Annotated in this window: 21 protein-coding genes; 1 reads left to right on the top strand and 20 read right to left on the bottom strand. The window is 34.7% G+C overall.

Translation table 11 applies throughout. From position 1 onward, the window contains the following. Positions 1–28: 28 nt before the first annotated feature. The 12 genes from rplS to ACWG42_RS09445 all read right to left on the bottom strand — a co-directional run bounded on the left by rplS (position 29) and on the right by ACWG42_RS09445 (position 10,365). Positions 29–376 (bottom strand): 50S ribosomal protein L19, encoded by a 348-nt coding sequence (rplS, locus tag ACWG42_RS09390; RefSeq protein WP_455791816.1) that lies wholly within the window; start codon positions 374–376, stop codon positions 29–31. A gap of 305 nt (positions 377–681) precedes the next feature. Then, on the bottom strand, positions 682–1,404 hold the full coding sequence (trmD, locus tag ACWG42_RS09395; protein WP_455791818.1) for a tRNA (guanosine(37)-N1)-methyltransferase TrmD: 723 nt from the start codon (positions 1,402–1,404) through the stop codon (positions 682–684). Continuing rightward, the gene (gene rimM, locus ACWG42_RS09400; RefSeq protein ID WP_455791820.1) at positions 1,401–1,901 is read right to left on the bottom strand and encodes a ribosome maturation factor RimM; all 501 of its coding nucleotides are present in this window, start codon (positions 1,899–1,901) and stop codon (positions 1,401–1,403) included. The genes trmD and rimM overlap by 4 nt, the downstream gene beginning before the upstream one ends. A gap of 79 nt (positions 1,902–1,980) precedes the next feature. Further along, positions 1,981–2,226 carry a KH domain-containing protein gene (locus ACWG42_RS09405; protein WP_455791822.1) on the bottom strand — a complete coding sequence of 82 codons (246 nt, stop codon included), beginning with the start codon at positions 2,224–2,226 and terminating at the stop codon, positions 1,981–1,983. A gap of 8 nt (positions 2,227–2,234) precedes the next feature. Beyond that, the gene (gene rpsP, locus ACWG42_RS09410) at positions 2,235–2,507 is read right to left on the bottom strand and encodes a 30S ribosomal protein S16 (protein WP_455791824.1); all 273 of its coding nucleotides are present in this window, start codon (positions 2,505–2,507) and stop codon (positions 2,235–2,237) included. 87 nt (positions 2,508–2,594) lie between these two features. Further along, a complete protein-coding gene (locus ACWG42_RS09415) occupies positions 2,595–3,575 on the bottom strand; it encodes a D-isomer specific 2-hydroxyacid dehydrogenase family protein (protein ID WP_455791826.1) in 981 nt (326 codons plus the stop codon). 39 nt (positions 3,576–3,614) lie between these two features. Next, entirely contained in the window at positions 3,615–5,012 is a 1,398-nt protein-coding gene (gene ffh / locus ACWG42_RS09420; RefSeq protein WP_455791828.1) for a signal recognition particle protein, read from the bottom strand. A gap of 90 nt (positions 5,013–5,102) precedes the next feature. Next, complete coding sequence (locus ACWG42_RS09425; protein ID WP_455791830.1) at positions 5,103–5,888, bottom strand: putative RNA methyltransferase; 786 nt, start codon at positions 5,886–5,888, stop codon at positions 5,103–5,105. 128 nt (positions 5,889–6,016) lie between these two features. Next, entirely contained in the window at positions 6,017–6,244 is a 228-nt protein-coding gene (locus tag ACWG42_RS09430) for a hypothetical protein (RefSeq protein WP_455791832.1), read from the bottom strand. A 45-nt stretch (positions 6,245–6,289) separates the two neighbouring features. Then, positions 6,290–7,498 carry a tRNA uracil 4-sulfurtransferase ThiI gene (thiI, locus tag ACWG42_RS09435; RefSeq protein ID WP_455791834.1) on the bottom strand — a complete coding sequence of 403 codons (1,209 nt, stop codon included), beginning with the start codon at positions 7,496–7,498 and terminating at the stop codon, positions 6,290–6,292. Beyond that, positions 7,479–8,609 (bottom strand): cysteine desulfurase family protein, encoded by a 1,131-nt coding sequence (locus ACWG42_RS09440; RefSeq protein WP_455791836.1) that lies wholly within the window; start codon positions 8,607–8,609, stop codon positions 7,479–7,481. The genes thiI and ACWG42_RS09440 overlap by 20 nt, the downstream gene beginning before the upstream one ends. 1 nt (position 8,610) lies before the next feature. Then, positions 8,611–10,365, bottom strand: a complete 1,755-nt coding sequence (locus tag ACWG42_RS09445; RefSeq protein ID WP_455791838.1) for a septation ring formation regulator EzrA — start codon at positions 10,363–10,365, stop codon at positions 8,611–8,613. A gap of 380 nt (positions 10,366–10,745) precedes the next feature. Between ACWG42_RS09445 and rpsD the strand changes: the two genes are divergently transcribed. Then, entirely contained in the window at positions 10,746–11,348 is a 603-nt protein-coding gene (rpsD, locus tag ACWG42_RS09450) for a 30S ribosomal protein S4 (protein ID WP_455791840.1), read from the top strand. A 33-nt stretch (positions 11,349–11,381) separates the two neighbouring features. On the opposite strand, the gene ACWG42_RS09455 is transcribed toward rpsD, so the two are convergent. The 8 genes from ACWG42_RS09455 to ACWG42_RS09490 all read right to left on the bottom strand — a co-directional run bounded on the left by ACWG42_RS09455 (position 11,382) and on the right by ACWG42_RS09490 (position 20,905). After that, complete coding sequence (locus ACWG42_RS09455; protein WP_455791842.1) at positions 11,382–11,705, bottom strand: single-stranded DNA-binding protein; 324 nt, start codon at positions 11,703–11,705, stop codon at positions 11,382–11,384. 208 nt (positions 11,706–11,913) lie between these two features. Next, positions 11,914–13,191, bottom strand: coding sequence for an EF-P 5-aminopentanol modification-associated protein YfmH (gene yfmH / locus ACWG42_RS09460; protein ID WP_455791844.1), 1,278 nt, complete (start codon positions 13,189–13,191; stop codon positions 11,914–11,916). Then, on the bottom strand, positions 13,178–14,431 hold the full coding sequence (gene yfmF / locus ACWG42_RS09465; protein ID WP_455791846.1) for an EF-P 5-aminopentanol modification-associated protein YfmF: 1,254 nt from the start codon (positions 14,429–14,431) through the stop codon (positions 13,178–13,180). The genes yfmH and yfmF overlap by 14 nt, the downstream gene beginning before the upstream one ends. Positions 14,432–14,786: 355 nt before the next feature. After that, positions 14,787–15,749 carry an ORF6N domain-containing protein gene (locus ACWG42_RS09470; protein ID WP_455791848.1) on the bottom strand — a complete coding sequence of 321 codons (963 nt, stop codon included), beginning with the start codon at positions 15,747–15,749 and terminating at the stop codon, positions 14,787–14,789. A 388-nt stretch (positions 15,750–16,137) separates the two neighbouring features. Next, positions 16,138–17,088 (bottom strand): ABC transporter permease, encoded by a 951-nt coding sequence (locus ACWG42_RS09475; RefSeq protein WP_455791850.1) that lies wholly within the window; start codon positions 17,086–17,088, stop codon positions 16,138–16,140. After that, on the bottom strand, positions 17,085–18,179 hold the full coding sequence (locus ACWG42_RS09480; protein WP_455791852.1) for an ABC transporter permease: 1,095 nt from the start codon (positions 18,177–18,179) through the stop codon (positions 17,085–17,087). Before ACWG42_RS09480 ends, ACWG42_RS09475 begins: the two co-directional genes overlap by 4 nt. A 3-nt stretch (positions 18,180–18,182) precedes the next feature. Beyond that, positions 18,183–19,706 (bottom strand): ABC transporter ATP-binding protein, encoded by a 1,524-nt coding sequence (locus ACWG42_RS09485; protein ID WP_455791854.1) that lies wholly within the window; start codon positions 19,704–19,706, stop codon positions 18,183–18,185. 131 nt (positions 19,707–19,837) lie between these two features. Next, on the bottom strand, positions 19,838–20,905 hold the full coding sequence (locus tag ACWG42_RS09490; protein ID WP_455791856.1) for a BMP family lipoprotein: 1,068 nt from the start codon (positions 20,903–20,905) through the stop codon (positions 19,838–19,840). Between the last annotated feature and the right edge of the window lie 88 nt (positions 20,906–20,993).

Raw genomic sequence — 20,993 nt, forward strand, 5'->3', positions numbered from 1 at the left:
CCGAGTGTAACTACCCGACTTTATCAGTTTAACGAATTTCTTTAATACGTGAAGCTTTACCTGAACGTCCGCGTAAGTAGAATAATTTGTTTCTTCTAACTTTACCATGACGTACAACTTCAATTTTCTCAACAATTGGAGAATGCATAGGGAATGTTCTTTCTACACCAATCTGGTTTGAAATTTTACGTACAGTGAATGCTTCACTGATTCCACCACCATGTTTTTCAATAACCAAACCTTCGAAAACCTGAATACGAGACTTGTCACCCTCTTTAATCTTAACGTGTACACGTACCGTACTTCCTGGCTTGAAGAATGGAATATCTTTCTTCAACTGTGATTTTGTAACTTCGTTTACTAACTGCATGTTCATAATTATGGCGCTCCTTTCGCTTGTGTTAAACGACAGGCTCATGAATCTAGAAAATGTTCAGCGGAACCGCGTTGCCAATAGGCCTAATAATAATAGCATAAAGGAATGTGGTTTGTAAAGTCTTTTCTCATAATTTTGCACCGTGTATATAAAATCATCAAATTGTGGAAAGCTCGGGTACTTTCCGTTATTATCATACCATTTTTTCGTTCATTTTGGAAATGAAAATCAGAATATTTACATAATTTCTCTTAAGATTTTCGCATCTCATCTTCATGCGTATAAATACTATAAAAATAGAAGACTTATTGTTCATCTTCTATCTCTTTTAACAGTTTCTTTTCTTCTTTCGTATACACTCGATTGATTAATAAATCTGGTCTTTTTTGCATTGTTCTTTTCAAAGATTCTTTTAAACGCCATTTCTTGATATTGGCGTGATGACCACTTAACAAAACTTCTGGTACTTGCATACCATCGAATTCAACTGGCCGTGTATACTGCGGATATTCCAATAATCCATTTTCAAAAGAGTCATCCAAATGACTTTCTTCCTGAATTACTCCATCTAACAGACGTATCAAGGCATCACTGATTACAAGCGCAGCCCCTTCTCCACCAGTTAACACAAAATCACCTAGTGACACTTCTAAATCCACATAACTTCTAATACGTTCATCGAACCCCTCATAATGGCCACATAATAGAATGATATGAGAATGATGAATAACCAGTTCTCTTGCCATTTTTTGTTGGAAACGTTCGCCTTGGGGAGTCATCATAATGACAAATGAATCATCTCCACGAATTACCTTCAAGCAATCCGCAATCGGTTGTACAGACAACAACATCCCCTGCCCTCCACCACAAGGAGTATCGTCTACATTATGGTGTTTATCTAATGTATAATCACGAAAGTTTACACACTCTAATTCTACCAAACCTTTTTCTATTGCACGTTTCATAATGGAGGTAGATTGAAAACTTTCGAAGAACTCAGGAAAAAGTGTTAGAATCGTTATTTTCATAAACCTTCCATCATTTCTACGTGCATAATTTTCTTTTCTTTATCAAATTCTTTCACAAAATGTTTTACAAAAGGAATCAGTTTCATGTCTTCTCCATTGACTACACGAAGAACTACATTTGCGCCTGTTTCAATGATTTCACTAACTTTCCCAATGTATTGATTTGATAAATCGTAGACTTCACTATCCATCATTTCATAAAAATATGCTTCATCATCTTCTAATTCATGAAGTTGTTCCTCATGTATGTAAAGAGTACTCCCTTTCCAAGACTCAACTAGATTAATATCTTCATACCCATTAAACGTAACAAGTAACATATCTTTTTGCACACGAACTGTCTGAATCGTTAACTCGATACTTTTTTGGTTAACATCAATATATACATTTGCTTTTTTCGCAAAGCGTAATTGTGGAAAATCCGTCAATGGTTTTACTTTTACTTCCCCTTTTAAACCATGGGTATTTACCAAAACCCCTACCTTTATTGTTTTCATATAAAAGCCCTAAAAACAGGCATTCAACTCCTTCCTATGTTTTTTATTATACCATGAAAAAGGATGTGTATGCCACATCCTAATATGCTTCAAATTTAATGGTAACTCGTTTATCTTCTTTTCTTGATGCTACAGACATCATTTGACGAATAGAAGCAGCCATTGCGCCTCTTCTTCCAATCAAACGAGCAACGTCATCACTATTTGCATATACATACAATAAGATTTCATTGTCTTCTAATGTAGGCATCATTTTCACAGATACATTGGTTTTATCTTCAACCATCGGTGTTACAAGATCCAACAAAGTTTTTTCGTAATCCATACTGTTTTTTATTTCGCGTGTTTTTCGTCGTGTAAACGTTTCATGATACCCTGTTTTGAAAGGATATTACGAACAGTGTCAGAAGGCTGAGCGCCATCTTTCAACCATTTAACAGCTAATTCTTCATTTACAGTTACTGAAGCAGGGTTTGTTGTTGGGTTGTAAGTTCCGATTGATTCAATAATACGTCCATCTCTAGGTGAACGAGAGTCTGCAGCTACGATTCTGTAGAAAGGTCTTGCTTTTGATCCCATTCTTTTTAGTCTTAATTTAACAGCCATGTGTTGATTCCTCCTAATTAATATTACGTTAGTAGTATACCATAATTTATACAGGTGTCAAGTACTTTTACTTGACACTTAAATTTTCTAACAAATTCTGTAAGCATCTTCCTCATGTTCATAAAACGCCTTACAACTAAGCATAGAGTTTACGACCATATCTTCACTGCTCTCTTCTGTTAAAAAAGCCATATGAGGAGACATGATCACATTATGAAATCCATTAAGTATCGACATTTCTCTTTGTTTAGAAATATAGCCTTTACGATTGTTATAATATATTCCAGTTTCTCCCTCCACTACATCCAGTGCAGCACCAGATACTTTTCCTTCTTCAATCGCTGTTATCAAAGATTCATTATCCACTAGAGCACCTCTTGCAGTATTGATTAAAACTACACCATCTTTCATTTTATCGATTGATTCTTTACAAATCATATGACGTGTTTGTTCATTCAATGGCACATGTAATGTAATGATATCACTCTCTTGATATAGCGTATCCAAATCAACAAAAGTTGCGTATGGCAATAACGTTTCTTTCTCATGTGGGGCATGTACTAAAATCTTACATCCAAACCCATATAAATGAGCAATCAAACAACTCGCAATATTTCCCGCACCGATCACACCCACGCATTTCCCTTTAAGATTTCTACCTTGTACGCACTTAAATGAATAGTCTTGTGAAATCGCGCTTTGCATAATCAACTTCATCTTACGAAGTGTCATCAATAATAACATGATTGTATAATCCGCAACACTCTCTGGTGAATAGGTTACATTGGAAACATGAATCCCTAATCGTTTACAAGTCTCTATATCAATATGATCAAATCCAATCGTTCTAGTCGATATAAAACGAACACCTTGTGCGTAAAGTTCTTCAATCAGTTCTTTGGGTAATGGTGTAGATAGCACCGAGATACAAGGATACCCTTTTGACAAATGTGCATTTTGCATCACTGCTTTGTTAGGGCAGGTTTCTATTTCCATAGAAAAACGTTTTCTACATTCTTCAAAATATCGTTCTTCTTCCACTCCACATCCATATACAAACACCTTCATACGCTTACCTCCTTAAGAAAAACAAGGCATTTGCCTTGTTTAGAATTTTCTCCCTTTGCCACCACGCATCATTTTATTCATGTTGCGCATATTTTTCATAGCACCCAATCCAGACATATTCCCCATACCATTTTTACCCATGCTTCCCATTTGTTTCATAACCGTCTTCATTTTTTCAAAATCATTGATTACACGATTTACATCCGCTACTTGCGTTCCACTACCTTTCGCAATACGGTTTTTTCTAGAAGCACGAAGAATTTCTGGGTTTTCTCTTTCTTCTGGTGTCATACTTAATATAATGGCTTCACTTTTCTTCATTTTGCTATCTGCTTTTGCTTCATCTAGCTGTCCAGCCATTTGACTCATACCAGGAATCATCTTCATAATTCCACCTAATGAACCCATTTTCTTAAGCTGTTGAAATTGTGATAACATATCGTTTAATGTAAATTTACCACTCATCATACGATTGGCTGCTTTTGCGCTTTCTTCTAAATCCATTTTTTCTTGCGCTTGTTCCACCAATGTCATGATGTCACCCATACCAAGAATACGATCTGCCATACGATCTGGATGGAATACATCTAAATCTTCAATTTTTTCACCAAGACCAACAAACTTCACTGGTACATTGGTAATGGTGCGTACAGATAAAACACCACCACCTCGAGAATCCCCATCTAATTTTGTAACGACCAATCCAGTAACAGATAGTTGTTCATGGAAACTACTTGCGACATTAACGATATCTTGTCCTGTCATCGCATCGACCGTTAATAAGATATCATCTGGTTGAACTTCTGCCTTGATATCCGCTAATTCTTGCATCAATTCTTCATCGATATGCAAACGACCTGCCGTATCGAACAAGACCGTATCATATCCTTTTTCTTTCGCATATAGCATTGCTTTTTTTGCTGTTTCTAAAGCTTTCGTTTCTACCCCTAAAGAGAATACTTCTACACCGATACTTTCTCCTAAGGTCTTTAACTGCTCAATTGCCGCAGGACGAATCACATCGCATGCAACAAGCAATGGGTTTCTATTTTGCTTACGCTTCATTACACTGGCAATCTTAGCCGCAGCTGTTGTTTTACCAGTTCCTTGAAGACCTACCATCATAATGGTACTAATACCTTCTTTTTTATAATTTACAGGTGCATCTTCACTACCTAATAAATTCACGATTTCATCATGAACAACCTTCACAACCATTTGTCCAGGATTTAAGGAACTCATAACTTCCTCGCCTAGTGCTTGTTCTTTAATCTTCGCAATGAAATCTTTCACAACAGCATAATTTACATCTGCTTCTAATAATGACATACGTACTTCACGCAACATGTCATTCATGTTTTTTTCTGTAAGTTTACCTTTCCCCGTTATATTCTTAAACGCCTTCCCTAAACGTTCGCTTAATGATTCAAATGCCATACCAAAAACCGCCTTTCCATTCCTTTGTTTTGTCCATTATATCATATGGATGAATTGTTGTAAAAGGTTCATAATCGTGTTTATAGACTTTTATTTTCTATATACTTCGATATGAAATTGTACACGTGTAGAAAGTTGTTGTAGCTCACGAAGTCGATTACTTCCCTCTTTTGGAGATTTCCAAAAATAAGGAGTCATTTGAAACAAAGCCCAAATATCATCATGTCCATCAATACATGTTTCATAATCCACATAATACTCTTCTTCAAAGGTAAACATACTTTGTAAACGTTCACTCTTTTCATTCTCATATACTTCTTCGTATAAGACATTTTTCATATCCATTAAATGCTGAGGACCAGGCCCAACCTTAATAAATACACCGTGTTCTTTTAGTACACGAGCACACTCTTCCTCATCAAAAGGAGCGAAGACCGACAATACCACATCTGCACACGCATCTGCTAAAGGTAAATGAAAGACATTCGCAACTCCATATACTGCACTTGTATGAGCTTTGCACGCTTCATCTACTCCATGTTTTGATAAATCAAAGCCATATACTTCACATTCTTGAAGAGCCTTCGTAATCTGATTTGTATAAAACCCTTCACCACATCCTGCATCCACAAGAGATGTTGGACGAAGTTCTTTAACAATTTCTATTAATTTATCACAAAGTGGTTGATAATAACCGTGCGATAAAAATCTTGTTCGAGCGATGATCATCTCTTTATCATCTCCACTTGTTTTGTGATTCCCTAACAATAAATTTACATACCCACGTTTTGCGATATCAAAACAGTGATGATCTTCACATATATAACTAGAGCCGTTCTTTTGTAATAGACCCTTACATTTCGGACATACCAACATACTATCACCTTCCAATTTAAAAATTATAGCATAATTCCTTTCAAAACATGATGACAATCGTAAATAATTATATAATTCTATACGATATAAGAAAAGACACCACAATGGGTGTCTATCAATTCGCAGAATTAACGTTCGTTATTCTTTTGGTTGTTGTTACGTTGGTTACGATTTTGGTTGTTACGGAGCTGGTTATTGAAGTTTTCTTTGAAATCTTCGCAAGAATTTTCTTTGTCATATTCTGACTCATGATTTCTCTTCTGATTTTCCAGTTCAGCACCTAATTCGATACCCATTTCGTACTGGTAAAGATCTTGTTCAACCTGTTTTTCGTTAAACTGTTTTCTTCTTTCCATTTTTCTCACCTCAAGTTTAGTATGCCTGAGGATTTTTACTTTATACTAGAAAATATCTTCATCCACCTTAACGCTAGGATATATATTGATACTTTCTGTTTTCTCAATACACTCATTTAATAAAGTCTCAAAATCGAATCTAGATTCCAAACGTTGTGCTCTATGTAGCGTTGGTTTGGTCACTGGATTTTTAGGAGTAAAAATCGTACAACAGTCTTCAAATGGTAAAATTGATGTCTCGTACGTATTGATTTTCTTTGCCAAATCAATAATTTCTAATTTATCAAGACATGCGACTGGTCGAATCACTGGCATTTGTGTAACTTCATTGATTGTTTGCATACTCTCTAAAGTTTGAGATGCAACCTGTCCAATACTTTCTCCATTTACAATCGCAAGACAATTTTGTTTCTCACAAATGCGTTGCGCAATACGATACATCATACGACGCATAATGGTAATTGCATAACTCTCATCACAGTGCTTATAAATTGCCAATTGTAGTTCTGTAAAAGGAACTACATGTACACGTATATGTCCTTGATAAGGAGCGATTGCTCTAGCAAGATCCAACACTTTATCTTGTGCAGCTTTGCTGGTATATGGAGGTGATGCATAATGAATGCATTCAATGGAAATCCCACGTTTCATCATTAGATAACTTGCTACAGGGGAATCAATTCCTCCTGATAACATCACAAGTGCTTTTCCACCAACTCCTACTGGATATCCACCAGCACCAGGGATTTTATTTGTCATAATATAGGTATGATCTTCATGTAATTCTACTTGAATCCTTAAATCAGGAGTCTTTACATTCACTTTCCATTCCGTATTCCGCAAGATTTCTCCCGCCAGTTCCCGATTGATTTCATCTGAAATCATTGGAAACAATTTATAACTACGACGACTTTCAATTTTAAAAGTATCGCCACTTGTTTCTTTCGCAACCATGAGGGCTGTTTTCTTAATTTCTTCAATATCACTTGGAACTTGTATTGCAAAAGAAAAAGAAGAAATGCCAAATACCTTTGCCAGTGGTTCGCTTACCTTTTTAGGATCTTCTCCATTTAGCATAATATACATACGATCATGTGTTCTTTCGTACGTTAAAGCCTCGAATTCTCGCAATGCGTTTTTCATATTCGTTAATAAACGTTTGATAAAATCTTTTTTATTCTTTCCTTTTGTGGATAGTTCACCAAAGCGGACCAGAATATGGTCATAAACAATGTTATTTTGTTCGATAGTCATGAGCAATCTCCTTCCATGCACGTATAAATGCTTCTACTTCTTTTTGTGTTGTCAAATGCGATAATGAAATACGTACGGCATGGGTAGCACGTACTTCTCCTAATCCCATAGCTAACAACACTTGTGATATCGCCTTACTCTTTGATGAACAAGTACTTTGCGCCGAAACCGCAAACCCTTTTTCGTTCAATGCATTTAGCATAATTTCACTTCCCACCTTCAAACAAGAAACATTAAGGATATAGGGAGAGCCTTCAGTATCACTATTGATACACACATCCTTCATCTTCCCCAGTTCTTCTCGAAGATAGTTGTTTAGTCTTTTTACATACTCGTAATTGTTTTTCTGTTCTTCCAAAATCAAACGTAATGTTTTCGCAAACACAATATTGGTTGGAGCGTTGCTAGTTCCTGCTCGATAACCATTCTCTTGTTGACCACCACTGATCAATGGAAGGACTTCTATATTCTTTTGTTTATAGAAGATTGCACTTCCTTTTAAACCATAGATTTTATGAGCAGAAAACGTAGCCATATCCACCCAAGATAAATCGAGTTCAACCTTACCTAATGCTTGTACCCCATCCATATGAAAGGCAGCTCTACTATGTTCATGTACGTAGTCTGCACACTCTTTGATCGGGTTAATCGCTCCCGTTTCATTATTTACCATCATCATTGATACAAGAATTGTATCTTTACGTAAAGCATTTTTCAAATCAATTAGTGAAACAACTCCTTTTTCATTCACGGGCAAATATGTGATATCAAACCCGAAATGCTCTTTTAGCTGTTCACATGCCATATGAATACTAGCATGTTCTACACAAGTCGTAATAATATGTTTTCCTTTATAATCATTTTTCCAAGCATATCCCTTGATTACATAGTTATTTGACTCACTTGCACAAGAAGTGAAAAAAATTTCATCTGAGCGAACATGGAAAAGCTGTGCAACGGATGCACGGCTTTGTTCCATTAGTTTCGCACTTTCACGACCTATATCGTGTAAGGAGTCACTATTTCCATAATACTTTGTAAGTAACATTGTATATGTATCCAACACCTCTTTACGAATTGGTGTCGTAGATGCATAATCTAAATAAATCACGTTATTGCTCCGCGTTCATAATGCTTGGATCTTTACGACTAATCAATTTTTCATAGGAACCTGGATGCATTTTTTCAATACATTGGATACCAATTTTCAATGCTTTTGTATATTGTCCATTTCTGAAACATAACTCAGCACGTGTTAACTCGGAATCAATTTCAGGATAAGAAGAACGATAACGGTTTCCAAATACAATTGTATTTTCTACCATAATTGCCATTCCTACCAAATTGTTCACGTTGTTATATAATGTATAAATAAAATCAATCGCATCACGTAACTCATTATTCAAACGTTTTACATCCAAAGGAGAATTATCAAGGATGACATGAATATCTTTAATCATCGAATTTCCTTTGTATAAATCTTCTTCATATTGCACCGATACATTCGGTAAACGATGTTTTGACATCTTTACACGAATTTCATTCAAAATCAATTGTAGTTTGATAAGTTGTTTCTTCGCACGTTCCTCATCGCTACAAGCGCTGTTTAGTTTCTCCATCATCGCAGAAACATCGCTGCGATAACTTGATGCGCTTTGTTCTAGTTCTTTATAAGCAATTAAAATCGTAGTATATGGAACTTTATGTTCTCCAACAATTTTATCTAATTTACGTTGCATATCATTCAAAGCTTCTAATCTATGATCTGCATCCTTCAATTTTTCAGTCCAATTTTCAAATCCGAATCGTTCATAAACACGATTGTACAATTCATGAATGCTTTCTACACTTTGGTTTACTTCACGAATATCCTTAAACAAGATATCAACATTGTCATCTACTTCACTAAAGGCACGCTCTTCCATACTGATTTGTTCAGAAAGTTGAGCAATCCTTGTTTCACAATCATCCAAATCCTCTTTTACGTTTTCAGGATTTCCGTTACGAAGTTTATTTAAATCAGATTTCAACATATCACTGATAACATCTAAGTTCTTACGAACTTCTAAATGTTCAAGATAAACCCCTTTGTTCTTTGCTTGTGCAAATGCATATCCTACCTCATCAATCGCTCTTGGTAAAGCACCTTTTGCACGTTCATAAAGAGAAGGTAAAACTTGTACGATATCTTCTAAATGACGAATGGATTCTCCAATTTCTTTTTGTTCATCTGCAGCTTTGTTAAACTCTGAGGCAAACATCCATTCTTCAAACTTAGAAAACATCTTTTCAATCGTGATGACTTCCGTTTCTAAATACTCATAGCTTTGTGAGTAGGAAGTACGATTATCATTAATTACTTTTTTAATAGCACGAAATTGTTCTTTCAATGCATTGATATGTACTCGTTGTTCATTCTCTTGTTCTAAGATGTCATCCAAGACCATATTGATTTTTTTCGCATCCGCTTCACACAACTCTAAATCGAATACCAAAGAATCCATTTTGCGTTTTGCGCCTTTGACTTTATGTCCATAAATCATATCATCAATTTCCGCAAGCTCTACACTACAGTTTTTAAGCTTCTCTTGAATCTCATCAAAGTCTGCTTTACAAATATCTACTTGCGCACTCATATCTTCGTTCACACGAGATAACGCAACAGCCTTGTTTAATTTAAACGCAAGAGGTATTCCTTTCAACGAGTTATACTGAAGTTCTAATTCTTCCAATTGCTTCGTAGCCCGTTTTTTACGAATCACCAACATTATAATTGTAAGCAATATAATCGCAACAAGCGCAATCACAATATAAATCAAAACATCCAAGGAAACAATGTTTTTTATACGATTGATAAAATTATCCATATAGGCACCTCTTTCACTGATTTTCACTGTATATATTGTAACATAAAACACTAAATTAAGAAATTATATTTTCGTAAGTTTTCATAGTTTTTATTAGGATATATCATCATCTTTTCAAACACTTTGCACGACCACATCAATTCTTCGACTTGTAACAGGAAAAGAAAGTTCTGATTGACATCTTTAGGCATGTTTGGTATAGTATAGTGGCAATAAAATGGATAGCGGAATGTAAAGTCTTAGAAAAAGCGTTTCTTACGTAGATTCTACGGTATCGCGAGTACCCCTTTCGCTAGGGTGAAAGCATCATGGAAAGAAACACAGTTTAAGATGTTTGCATCGTTATTGTTTTGTAGCTGAAACAATAAGGAGGACATATAATGTCAAGAGTAAAAGGACCAGTTTGGAAGACATCCCGTCGTTTAGGATTCTCTATTCTAGAAACTGGAGAAGAGCTTCAAAAACGTGCTTATGCACCAGGTCAACATGGACCTACAAAACGTATCAAACTTACAAACTACGGATTACAGCTTCGTGAAAAACAGAAAATTCGTTTCATGTACGGATTGAATGAACGTCAGTTCTACAACACATTCACAAAAGCTAGTAAGATGAAAGGTGTTAAGGGTGACAACTTCTTATGCTTGTTGGAATCTCGTTTAGACAACCTTGTATATCGTATGGGATTTGCTCGTACTCGTCGTGCTGCTCGTCAGCTTGTTAACCACGGACACATTTTAGTAAATGGTAAAAAAGTGGATATTCCTAGCTACGTTGCAAAACCAGGAACAATTATTGAAGTAAAAGAAAAATCACAAAGTATGAAAGCAATCAATGAAGCTTTAGAAGCAACATTGAACACAGTAGCTTTCGTAGATGTAAACAAAGATGCTAAAAAAGGTACTTACCTTCGTCTTCCAGAACGCAGTGAGTTGAATGCAGAAATCAACGAATTGTTAGTAGTAGAATTCTACAACAGATAGTCATAAAAAAAGTCCAGTGCAAACTGGATTTTTTTATACTTCTTTTTTTGACAAGAACGAAACATTTTCTGCAATCAAGTCATAAGAACGATGTGTTAAGCCATCATTCCCTTCAAATGTATGAGATTGTAATCTACCTTTGATTGCGACTTGATCCCCTTCATTTGCAATTTGGGTCGTAGTTTCCGCAATCCCTTTCCACAAGGTAAAGGTTAAATCATCTTGTTCATACACTCCATCACTATTTGGGAATGGACGACCAACTCTAACCACCATAGTGGCAAACTTATTTCCTTGCGCAGATTCACGTAACTTTGGTAATTCAACAATTTGTCCAACAAATGCTACGATATTCATAGTATCGACTCCTTTCTTTGTTTTTTATTCCAACGCTCACCTACCGCATAGGCATCCCTCCCTTATTGCTTATATTATCCGTAAAATATGCAATCTTCACAAACTCACTTATTTGTAAATTCATTGATAAAATATGATATAAAATATAAAAAAGAGGCTCAAGTGGCCTCTTTTTACACTTCCTATACAAATACGTACAAATTTACTCCTATTTTTCTGGCTTTAATTCTACCTTACAAACATCGACTCCATTAAGACATGCACATGCTTCGATAATATCTTCTTTGTTGATATCATACAACACATCCATAGCTTCAAAGAAATCCAAGCCTTCAAAGTAATTGCGTACAAAGGTAATCGCAATATCATCAAAACTATTCAAGCTTCGAATAGATTGTCCAAAATAGCGACGCTTTAAACGTTGAAGCACTTCATCACTAACACTTGCATTCGCAATCGCTTCTACACTTTGAGATACAATCTTTTCAAATGCTTCTTCATCTCTTGTTTCTCCATAAAACATCAACATTCCATGATCTTCTCCAAGATCCACTTCACATCCCACATAATCATTGATGATTCCTTGATCAATCCAATCCTGATAGAGTGGATTTAATGTCGAAAAACAAGCGTCCAGCATCGTTTTCAAACACCATTCTCTTCGTGCACGATCTAGTGCATTTTTTACACCTTCAAGTTTATATGCATACGCAATTTTAGGTATAGATACATCCATCGTAAAGCTATAATTTTTACGATGTACTTCTTTTGGTTCTTCATACTTCAAACGATGTACATTTGATATTTCAGGAAAATCTTTCTTCTTTTGATTTTCCTTAATAGCCTCTAGTACCTTTTCAGGATTTTGATTGGTTACTCCTACAAGTACCATTGTACTTGGATGATAATTCATGCGATAACATTCTTCCAATTGTTCCAATGTAATAGAATTTACACTTTCATCATCTCCACCAATATCATATTTTAATGGGTGATTTTTATAAAGCGAAGAGAATGTTTCCATCAATAATCGATTATCTGGCATTTGTTTATACATATTCAATTCTTGTACAATAATACCCTTTTCTTTCTCAACTGATTCTTTCGTTATTTGCAAAGATTGTACAAAGTCTAATAAAAGATCCAATGGTTTATAAATATCATTGCTTGTAGAAAAATAATATGCTGTTTCACTATAGGAAGTGAATGCATTTACATTCGCTCCCATTTTTGAAAACAAATCCATGACATCTTCTTCACCCATTTCAAACATCTTATGTTCAAGAAAATGTGCAATCCCTGCAGGAAAATGATATTCTCTTCCTTGTTCATCTACTTGTTTCAAATCCATGGCACCAAGTGGCGTTGCCATCATGAACAAGCTTTTTTCATAATCTTGTTTTTCCCATATAACCACATGCAAACCATTCTCTAGAGTTTCTTCTACATAACTCTCTTGATAACGATCATTCTTAATTTGTTTCATGATCATCACCTCCCTGTGTCAATACAAATGTCATCTTTAACTCGCACTTTTTCATCATAGTAATCACTTGTTCGCGTGTTACTTCTTGTACCTTTTGAATAATGTCTTCTGTTGTATCATGACGATTTAACACATCATTTTGAAACTGTAAAGCAATCAAAGAATTCATGTTATCTTTACTTGCTTTTAAGGAATTGATAATCATCTGTTTACTTACATCAAGTAATGCATCATCGAATTCACCATTTACAACTCGATCAAACTGTTCGCGAATAAGCGCAATCGTTTTCTTGATGTATTTTTTTTCAACACCCGTAGTTACTCCTAAGGCACCATCATAAGAAATAAGATTCGAAAAGATAGAGTAACACAAACTATTCTTTTCACGAACTTCTTGAAACAAGAATGATGTGGAATATTGGCCAAAGATTGCATTTGCTACACGTAATGCATAATAATGTTCATCCATCACACTAGTATTACTAAACCACACCATCATGATACTCGTCTGAGAAATATTCTTATAAGCTTCTTTATATTCATCATGGATGGAATTTGATACTGTATAATACGTTTCAACGGATGCATTTCTATCCTTACACGGTAAATGCTTCTGCACCATCTCACGAATTTCTTGTTCTTCTACATCTCCACAAACAATCATATGAATACTATCTTGTTCTATCATTTCATGATAAGCATCTTCTATATCTTGTAGCGTTAATGCCATTACATTCTCTTTTTCACCTAGTGCAGACAAAGAAAGAGGCGTGCCTTTTCCTGCTTGTTTTAAGCCTTGTGATATTGCATATTGTGCAGGATCATCTTCATTTCGTTCTATCTTTGCCAACAACATACTCTTTGCTTCTTCAAACACTTCTTGTTTGATTAACGGTTGAAATAAAATCTCATGTAGAAAAGAAAAAATATCACTCATCAATGCATCCCCATCACTTGCGTACTTTGGATTCATTGTTTTCATACGTACTTCCATGACTTGAGATTTTCCATATCCCATCGTTTGTGCTGAAAGAGATGCCCCATATAAAGTATCCAAATGAGAACTCACTTTTTGTTTAGTATCATATTTTGCACAACGATCACACAACAACAATGCCAACAAAGATCTTGCAGGTGCTTTTTCTTTATCCAAAGTATTCATAAAACGAATGCTTATTCCAATGTCTTTAAATTTCTTTGTAGACAATATATGCAAATTAACTCCTTGATTTATTACCATAGTGTTACCTCCATAACATTAGTATGTTCCTATTTACAAATGCTAAAAACTGTTTTTATACATACTGTATTATTGTACCATATTTTATATGTAAAGACGAGAATGCAACTCTAATATACAAGCATCTCATTCGCAAAGTAACTTTTAACTAAAAAAATTAACAATCCTTTTATGTTGTGATACTTGTTAAACGTTACAATGATACCTTCTTACGTACGAATTCAATTAATATTATATGTAATCACAATATCTATCCTTCGTATAATAGTTTCGTAAAGTTATATAACCTTCATACACTATACGCAACAATCAAGTAATAAATTTAAAATATTCATTTATAAAAATAAGAGTTTCTTTAAAATACATAAAGTTTACTTTTTAATAGTTCATCTATTATGAAATGTAGTTTTGCTTTATCATACAATTGTATAATCGTACATATTTTTTGTCCAGCATCTTTGCTAGAGCTTCCACATACATAAAACTTTTCATTATCAGTGCCATAATCAATCACAATAAATCGATCATGTACTTTATCTGTGTATCTTATAGATAAAGATGGATATTGAATATTAAATTTCTTTACTTCATTCTTTGATAATTTAGGTTCACTTTTATTCCCAGTAAAGATCGTTATATCAACATTCTTTTGTTTGTGCGCTAATAAACTTAGTGTATTTATATTTATGTAGTCGTCTATTATATAAATGTTTTTATTAGCTTGTTTATATATCATAATATAAGCTTCTACTGCATCAAATACTTGCCCATTTAAAAATAGTTTCTCTTTAATTTTTTTGTCATCAATAAAGTTTTCCATAATTTTATCAATGTCCGTTTTAGTAGCCATAGTAGTTTCAATACCTGTAATTCTTTTATCTTGATCAATAATATGATTAGATAATTTTAGTATTTCTTCATTGCCAATAAATTGCTGATTTTCAACAATATAGTGCTTCATTTCTTTAAACGATCTCATAATATAAATACTTTGTTGTGTCGCTATTTCATTTTTCAGTATAGTTGCCACCATGTATACTCCCTGTTCAGTAAAAACATAGGGTGCATATTTAATGTTTTTACCTTGTTTGTTCAAGGTCACATTTTGTGACCTTGCACTCTCGTTTGCCTCACTCATAGTTAATTGAAACATGAAGTCATCAGGGAACTTATCAATATTCCTCTTTACTTGTTGTATTAGTTTTTTTACTTCTGTACCATACAATTTTGCTAAATCACTATCTAGCATCACTTGTTGCCCACGAATAACATGTACTAAATCTTTAAATTCTCTATCTTTGGTAATTATTTCATTCATACAATTACCTCCCTTCATTATATATATACGAAAAAAATATATTAAAACCCTAAATATTTTGAAATATTTTTTTAATTTCACCATCTATAATAAATCGTTATAAGATAAATCACTTAACCACTTCACTATATTCGTCTTTACATCTAACAAACATTTCATACTCACAGAACAAAAATATATCACTTAATACAAAGTGATGTAAAGAATTTTCAATCTCCATTATCTTGCTTTTATTCCATTCAAATAAAATTTTAAATTATCACATATGCCATGTAGTAATTGCATATGAAAAGAAGATAGTCTCTCAACCATCTCCTATTCATTAATTTCATAATGTTTTTATTCACTCACATTAAATTTCAAAGAATAATTCACAACAATCTTTTAATTATCGCTTACCTGAATCGTAAATTTCTCCAGAGGCTTTAGGTCCAATAGATTTTCTTGCGAATAGGATTAGTGCGACAATTGTTAACAGATATGGTATTGCGTAAAAGAATTCTGATGGGAATCCGCTCAAGAATGGAATGGATCCAGAATAATTTGACAATACTTGTGAGAACCCAAAGAATATTCCTGCCCCTAAACATCCTAATGGTTTCCATTTACCAAAAATCAAACATGCCATAGCGATAAACCCGACACCATGAATAGAACCAACAGTGAATTGAATATCCATGGATAACACCATGATTGCCCCAGCTAAACCACCAAGAGCACCAGAAGTTAATACTCCAATATAACGCATCTTTTCAACATGGATACCCATAGAAGCACTCGCCTGTGGAAATTCACCACAAGAGCGTAAATGTAATCCAAATTTCGTACGGAATACGACAAAGTACGTGATAGCCACTAAAGCAATTGCTAAATAAAACGTTGGATAAATATTTGTAAAGAATAAATCACCTATAAAAGGAATATCCTTTAGCACAGGTATATCTATACGAGAGAATGTTTGTGTAAAGGTAGGTGTACGTTGTTGATCAAATATAATTTGACATAAGTACACAGTTAATCCAGTTGCCAACATATTGATTGCAGTACCACTAATAGTTTGATCTGCTTTCAATCGTATAGATGCAAATGCATGAATCCAAGACATGGCAATACCACTTACCATACCGACTAAAATAGATACCCATGGAGCTAAACTACCTAATGATTCTGCAGTGAATACACATGTCGTTGCACCAAAGAATGCACCCGTCAACATGATTCCTTCTAATGCAATGTTTACTACTCCACTTCTTTCAGAGAATAAACCACCTAAAGAACAAATAATAATTGGAGTTGCAACCCCGAGGGCTAATGGAAACATTTGATAAAGCAAACTCATTTGGAGTCACCTCCTTCATCTACTTTTGACTTCCGCTTATAAAGCTTATTCATTAACATCTTAATTCCATATTGCATTGCGACAAATAATACGATAGAAGCAGATATAATTTCTCCAATTTCCTTTGGAATACCTGCAACCTGCAAGATCGGTTGTACTACTTTTAATAAACCAAATAGTAATCCAGCCAATACAATTCCAACCGCATTACATGCTCCTGTAAGAGCAACTGCAATACCATCAAAACCATAATTTTCAAACGATGATAATACACGTCCCATATTGAATGTACCCAATGCTACTATCGCACCAGCTAAACCAGCAAGCGCACCAGCAATCATCATAGAATACACGATGTTTCGATCAACTTTCATACCAGCATAGCGAGCACCTTCTTTATTAAACCCAGTCGCACGCAAACTATATCCAAAGCTTGTTTTTTCTATAATGAACCAATACAATAAAACCGCAATAATAACGAATATAATTCCCCAGTTCAATCTAGAATTCTTCGTAAGACTTTCCAACAATTCAGAACTTAAAGAAGCTGATTCCGGAATGATCGGTGTCTTTGATACCGTTGCATTTGGCATTTTTTGAATCATCCAGTTCGCAAAATACATACCTGTATAATTCATCATAATACAAATTACAACTTCATGAACATTGAATTTACTTTTCAAAATACCTGGTACAAATCCCCAGATAGCTCCCGCTACTGCACCTGCTAATACTGCAACAATTGCATGAAGTACTGGAGGAAGAGGTACTAAGAATGCCACAACAATGGAAGCCATTGCGCCAACCATAACCTGTCCCTCTGCACCAATATTAAACAAACCTGTACGATAAGCAAACCCTACGGAAAGACCAGTTAATATGATTGGCATACTAGTTACTAAAAACTCGCCAAGATATCGTGGATTAAATCCTGTTCCATATTCTGGACTGATACCTGTTATACCTTTTAATAATGCTTTGAATAGGTCCATAGGATTTTGTCCGGAAACAAGCATTATGATAATCCCTAACAATAACCCTAGTCCAATTGCAATCAGAGATATTTTTAATGTATCACGATTCTTTTTCATGTACTAAGCACTCTCCTTTCGCTTTGAACCACTCATCATCAATCCAAGTTCTTTTTCATTTGTAGATTTCGCGTCCATTTCACCACACATACTACCTTCATAAATAACAGCGATGCGATCAGATAAATCCAACACTTCATCTAATTCTAATGAAACAAGTAAGATTGCACGACCATTGTCACGTTCACTTACGATTCTTTTATGAATATACTCAATCGCCCCAACATCAAGTCCACGTGTTGGTTGTACAACAATCAACAATTCTGGACTACGATGAATCTCACGAGCAATGATTGCCTTTTGTTGATTCCCTCCTGACATACTTCGTGTAGGTGTATTCTTTCCTTCTCCACTACGAACATCAAATTCTTGAATAAGTTCTTCGGCATATGCATCGATTGGTTTTACTTGCATAATACCGTGCTTACAAAATGGTGCTTCATTATATGCATGAACGATAAAATTTTCTTTCAACATAAAATCCAAAATCAATCCATGTTTATGACGATCTTCAGGAACATGTCCCATTCCTTCTTTACAGCGCTGTTTCACACTCATGTTTGTAATATCTTTACCATCTAATAAAATCTGTCCACTAGAAGTTTTGATAAGTCCTGATAATGCATAAACAAGTTCTGTTTGCCCGTTTCCATCAATTCCAGCAAGCCCAACGATTTCACCTTTTCGCACTTGGAGTGAGAAGTCATTTACAACAGGCAATCCTGACCCATTTTTAACAGTAAGATTTTTAATATCTAGTACCACATCACCTGGCTGTGCTGGAGCCTTGTCAATATTGAAATTAACACTTCTACCAACCATCATATCAGCCATTTCTTGTTCAGATGTATCCTTTACATTTACAGTTCCTATGTATTTCCCACGGCGTAATACGCTACACTCGTCTGCTACTTGTTTAATTTCCTTTAATTTATGCGTAATAAGCAAAATACTTTTTCCTTCTTTGATCATCAATTGCATAATTTTGATAAGCTCTTCGATTTCTTGTGGTGTAAGCACCGCTGTAGGTTCATCAAAAATCAAAATATCCGCATTTCGATATAACATTTTTAAAATTTCTACACGTTGTTGCATACCTACTGATATATCTGATATCTTTGCATTTGGATCTACTTTAAGACCGTATTGATCACTTAGCTTCAAAATATCTTTGGTTGCTTTTTTAATATCCACCATTCTGTATTTTGTAGGTTCCATACCCAATATGATATTTTCAGTTACTGTAAAACACTCTACCAATTTAAAATGTTGATGAACCATCCCAATACCTAAATCCGTTGCTACGTTAGGATCTTGTATCTTCACTTCTTTATCATTGACTTTGATGATTCCAGATGTTGGCTGATAAAGCCCAAACAGAATCGACATGAGTGTTGATTTTCCTGCACCATTTTCACCAAGCAGTGCATGGATAGTACCTTTTTTCAAGCGTACCGTCACATTATCGTTTGCTCGAATACCAGGGAATTCTTTCGTAATGTTTAGCATTTCGACAGCATATTCCATAATGTACCTCCTTATATATTTTTCTGTTTTAATTATATCACAAATTCAGTTGTTTTGAGATGTTAAAAAATACAATTAAAGCAAAAGAAAAGATAGCTAATTCGCTCAGCTATCTAATCTAATTTTACGAATTATTTAGTTGACCCAGTTGGGATTGAAGGTGTCTTAGAAACTTCGATTTTACCATCTTTCATTTCTTTGATAGCTGTTTCTAATTGAGTCAAGATTTCTTTTGATAAGTTAGGATTTTCTGCAGGCATTCCTACGCCATCATTCTTGATGTCAAAAGTTACAGTACTTCCACCTTTATAAGTTTTATCAACAACAGACTGAGCTGCATTGTATGTAGCTGTATCTACTTTTTTAAGTGCTGAAGTTAAGATAACTGATTTTTTATCTTTACCATAAACACCATCTGTATATTGGTCACGGTCTACACCGATAACCCAGACTTTTTCACCTTTTTCAGCACGAGCGATACCAGCTTTAATAACTCCACCACCAGTACCACCAGCAGCATGATAAATAACGCTTACGCCAGCTGCATATTGTTTTTCAGCTAATGTTTGTCCTGTATCTGGTTTGTCGAATGCTCCAGCATAGTCGATTGTAACTTTCATGTTAGGATCAACTGCTTTTGCTCCTTGTTCAAATCCAGCTTGGAATGCTTGAATCAATTCACTTTCCATACCACCAATGAATCCAACATTGTCAGATCCTTGAGATTTTGCTTGTAATGCAGCTGCCATACCTGCTAAGTAAGAACCTTGTTCAGCAGCAAATACACCACTTTCAACATTATCTTTTGCTACAACTGTATCGATAACAAAGAATTTTGTATCTGGATAATTGTCAGCAACTTTTGTCATTGCATTATCAAATAAATAACCTGCCGCAACAACTAAATCGAACTTATCTTCTGCCAATTGGCTCAAGTTTGGTTCATAATCAGATTCACTCTTAGATTGTAAGTATTTAATACAACTTTCATCTAAATTATTATCTTTTGCATATTTTTTGATACCTTCCCAAGACCCCTGATTGAATGATTTGTCATCAACACCACCTGTATCTGTTACGAAACCGATACGAATAGAACATGTTGAATCATCTTTCTTGCTGTCACCACTACTACCGCAACCCGCAAGTGTAGTTGTTGCTAATGCAGCAACTAAAGCAAATTTACTGAATTTGTTCATAATTTCCTCCATCTTGACCTTTCCTAATGGTCCTATAGAAATTTTACATTTTTTATACGTATTTGTCAATAATTAAAGCCCTTACATC

This window comes from Amedibacillus sp. YH-ame10 (assembly GCF_053848885.1).

Bases quoted from the DNA above. Each gene is read 5' to 3' on its own strand.
- trmD (WP_455791818.1), bottom strand. From the start codon at position 1,404: ATGAAAATAACGATTCTAACACTTTTTCCTGAGTTCTTCGAAAGTTTT.
- thiI (WP_455791834.1), bottom strand. From the start codon at position 7,498: ATGACTATCGAACAAAATAACATTGTTTATGACCATATTCTGGTCCGC.
- yfmH (WP_455791844.1), bottom strand. From the start codon at position 13,191: ATGAAACAAATTAAGAATGATCGTTATCAAGAGAGTTATGTAGAAGAA.
- ACWG42_RS09470 (WP_455791848.1), bottom strand. From the start codon at position 15,749: ATGAATGAAATAATTACCAAAGATAGAGAATTTAAAGATTTAGTACAT.
- ACWG42_RS09405 (WP_455791822.1), bottom strand. From the start codon at position 2,226: ATGGATTACGAAAAAACTTTGTTGGATCTTGTAACACCGATGGTTGAA.
- ACWG42_RS09430 (WP_455791832.1), bottom strand. From the start codon at position 6,244: ATGGAAAGAAGAAAACAGTTTAACGAAAAACAGGTTGAACAAGATCTT.
- ffh (WP_455791828.1), bottom strand. From the start codon at position 5,012: ATGGCATTTGAATCATTAAGCGAACGTTTAGGGAAGGCGTTTAAGAAT.
- ACWG42_RS09445 (WP_455791838.1), bottom strand. From the start codon at position 10,365: ATGGATAATTTTATCAATCGTATAAAAAACATTGTTTCCTTGGATGTT.
- ACWG42_RS09485 (WP_455791854.1), bottom strand. From the start codon at position 19,706: ATGGAATATGCTGTCGAAATGCTAAACATTACGAAAGAATTCCCTGGT.
- rplS (WP_455791816.1), bottom strand. From the start codon at position 376: ATGAACATGCAGTTAGTAAACGAAGTTACAAAATCACAGTTGAAGAAA.
- rpsD (WP_455791840.1), top strand. From the start codon at position 10,746: ATGTCAAGAGTAAAAGGACCAGTTTGGAAGACATCCCGTCGTTTAGGA.
- ACWG42_RS09480 (WP_455791852.1), bottom strand. From the start codon at position 18,179: ATGAAAAAGAATCGTGATACATTAAAAATATCTCTGATTGCAATTGGA.
- ACWG42_RS09455 (WP_455791842.1), bottom strand. From the start codon at position 11,705: ATGAATATCGTAGCATTTGTTGGACAAATTGTTGAATTACCAAAGTTA.
- ACWG42_RS09425 (WP_455791830.1), bottom strand. From the start codon at position 5,888: ATGTTGGTATGTCCGAAATGTAAGGGTCTATTACAAAAGAACGGCTCT.
- yfmF (WP_455791846.1), bottom strand. From the start codon at position 14,431: ATGGTAATAAATCAAGGAGTTAATTTGCATATATTGTCTACAAAGAAA.
- rpsP (WP_455791824.1), bottom strand. From the start codon at position 2,507: ATGGCTGTTAAATTAAGACTAAAAAGAATGGGATCAAAAGCAAGACCT.
- ACWG42_RS09475 (WP_455791850.1), bottom strand. From the start codon at position 17,088: ATGAGTTTGCTTTATCAAATGTTTCCATTAGCCCTCGGGGTTGCAACT.
- rimM (WP_455791820.1), bottom strand. From the start codon at position 1,901: ATGAAAACAATAAAGGTAGGGGTTTTGGTAAATACCCATGGTTTAAAA.
- ACWG42_RS09490 (WP_455791856.1), bottom strand. From the start codon at position 20,905: ATGAACAAATTCAGTAAATTTGCTTTAGTTGCTGCATTAGCAACAACT.
- ACWG42_RS09415 (WP_455791826.1), bottom strand. From the start codon at position 3,575: ATGAAGGTGTTTGTATATGGATGTGGAGTGGAAGAAGAACGATATTTT.